Below are 2,479 nucleotides of genomic sequence, written 5' to 3' on the forward strand. Positions count from 1 at the left end.
AAGCAACCCTAAGGGAGAGAAACATGGACGCCAAAGTCGAGAACGCCGGCAAGTGTCCAGTCGCGCATACGTCGACCAGCACAAGGTCGAACCGCGACTGGTGGCCGAACCAGCTGAACCTCAAGCTGCTGCACCAGCATTCCGCCAAGTCGGACCCGATGGGTACTGGATTTGATTATGCCGAAGAGTTCAAGAAGCTTGACCTCGCGGGCCTGAAGACGGACCTGCAGGCGCTGATGACGGATTCGCAGGAATGGTGGCCGGCCGACTTCGGTCACTACGGCCCGTTCTTCATCCGCATGGCCTGGCACAGCGCCGGAACCTATCGCACGGCCGATGGCCGCGGCGGCGCGGGTGCGGGCCAGCAGCGGTTCGCGCCGCTCAACAGCTGGCCGGACAATGTCAATCTCGACAAGGCCCGCCGCCTGCTCTGGCCGATCAAGCAGAAATACGGCAACCGGATCTCCTGGGCCGACCTCATGATCCTTACCGGCAACGTGGCGCTGGAATCGATGGGCTTCAAGACCTTCGGTTTCGCCGGCGGTCGCCCGGATGTCTGGGAGCCGGACGAAGATGTCTACTGGGGCAAGGAAGACGTCTGGCTCGAAGACAAGCGTTATTCCGGTGATCGTGATCTCGAAAACCCGCTCGCCGCCGTGCAGATGGGCCTGATCTACGTCAACCCGGAAGGCCCGAACGGCAATCCCGACCCGCTCGCCTCGGCGCGCGACATTCGCGAAACCTTTGCCCGCATGGCAATGAACGACGAAGAGACCGTGGCGCTGATCGCCGGCGGCCACACCTTCGGCAAGACGCATGGTGCGGGTCCCGCCACCCATGTTGGCGTTGAGCCGGAAGGTGGCGACATCGAAGCCCAGGGCTTTGGCTGGATTTCCAGCTATGGCAGCGGCAAGGGCGGCGACACGATTTCGAGCGGCCTCGAAGTCACCTGGACCTCGACGCCGACCAAGTGGAGCAACAACTTCTTCTGGAACCTATTCGGCTATGACTGGGAACTGACGAAGAGCCCGGCCGGTGCGCATCAATGGACGCCGAAAAACGGCGCCGGCGCCAACACCATTCCGGACGCGCATGACAAGTCCAAGCGTCATGCCCCGACGATGCTGACCAGCGATCTGGCACTGCGTTTCGACCCGGCTTACGAGAAGATCTCGCGGAATTTCTTCGAAAATCCGGATGCCTTCGCCGATGCCTTCGCGCGCGCCTGGTTCAAGCTGACCCATCGCGACATGGGCCCGCGCCCGCGCTATCTCGGCCCGGACGTTCCGGCTGAAGAACTGATCTGGCAGGACCCGATCCCGGCCGTCAATCACCCGCTGGTCGACGCGAAGGATGTTGCCGATCTCAAGGCGAAGATCCTTGCCTCGGGCCTGACGGTGTCGCAATTGGTCTCGACCGCCTGGGCCTCCGCTTCGACCTTCCGTGGTTCCGACATGCGCGGTGGCGCCAATGGTGCGCGCGTACGCCTTGAGCCGCAGAAGGATTGGGCGGTCAACCAGCCGGCTCAACTGGCCGGCGTGCTCGAAAAGCTCGAAGGCATCCAGAAGGCCTTCAATGACGCCCAGAGCGGCGGCAAGAAGGTGTCGCTGGCCGACCTGATCGTTCTTGGCGGTGCCGCTGCGGTCGAAAAGGCGGCAGCCGATGGCGGCAACGCCCTCGAAGTTGCGTTCACGCCGGGCCGCATGGACGCGTCGCAGGAGCAGACGGATGTCGAGTCTTTCGACGTGCTCGAGCCGATCGCCGATGGTTTCCGCAACTACCTCAAGGGCAATTATTCGATCTCGGCCGAAGAGCTGCTGGTCGACAAGGCCCAGTTGCTGACGCTGACGGCGCCGGAAATGACCGTGCTCGTCGGCGGCCTGCGTGCACTCGGCGCCAATGCCGACGGTTCGCAGAACGGCGTGTTCACCACGCGTCCGGGTGCGCTGACCAACGACTTCTTCGTCAACCTGCTGGATATGGCGACGGAGTGGAAGGCTGCTGACGGTTCGAAGAACCTGTTCGAAGGCCGTGACCGCAAGACGGGCGAAACGAAGTGGACCGCGACCCGTGTCGACCTCGTCTTCGGCTCGAACTCGCAGCTCAGGGCGCTCGCCGAAGTCTACGGCCAGTCCGACACCGGCGCCAAGTTCGTCGCCGATTTCGTCAAGGCCTGGAACAAGGTGATGAACGCGGATCGCTACGACCTGGCCTGATCGACGGTCATTTCTGAGAATTAGAGCCCGCGGCAGACATTGCCGCGGGCCTTTCTTATGAGGCGCAGGGCATCGTGGGAGGCGCCCGCTTTCTCCCGGGGAATGTAGACGAAAGGCTGCCTTGCTGGTGACACGCCATCGAACTAGTTTCCCGTGCCATCGCGTGTTCAGCGCTTGAATGCGGGTGGCCTGTCGCGCATCGAGGAGGAGGCAATTTTGAGCAAATACTATTCCCCCTATATCGACATGACGCTGCCCAGCAA

Annotated in this window: 1 protein-coding gene; it reads left to right on the top strand. The window is 62.6% G+C overall.

All coding sequences use genetic code 11. The features are described 5' to 3' along the window. The first annotated feature begins 23 nt into the window (after positions 1-23). On the top strand, positions 24-2,216 hold the full coding sequence (gene katG, locus AC1D06_RS42380; protein WP_477991540.1) for a catalase/peroxidase HPI: 2,193 nt from the start codon (positions 24-26) through the stop codon (positions 2,214-2,216). Positions 2,217-2,479: the final 263 nt, after the last annotated feature.

This window comes from Rhizobium sp. P2_G2 (assembly GCF_056403555.1).

What these genes read in the sequence shown, in the direction of transcription:
- katG (WP_477991540.1), top strand. Translation starts at nt 24, where the DNA reads ATGGACGCCAAAGTCGAGAACGCCGGCAAGTGTCCAGTCGCGCATACG.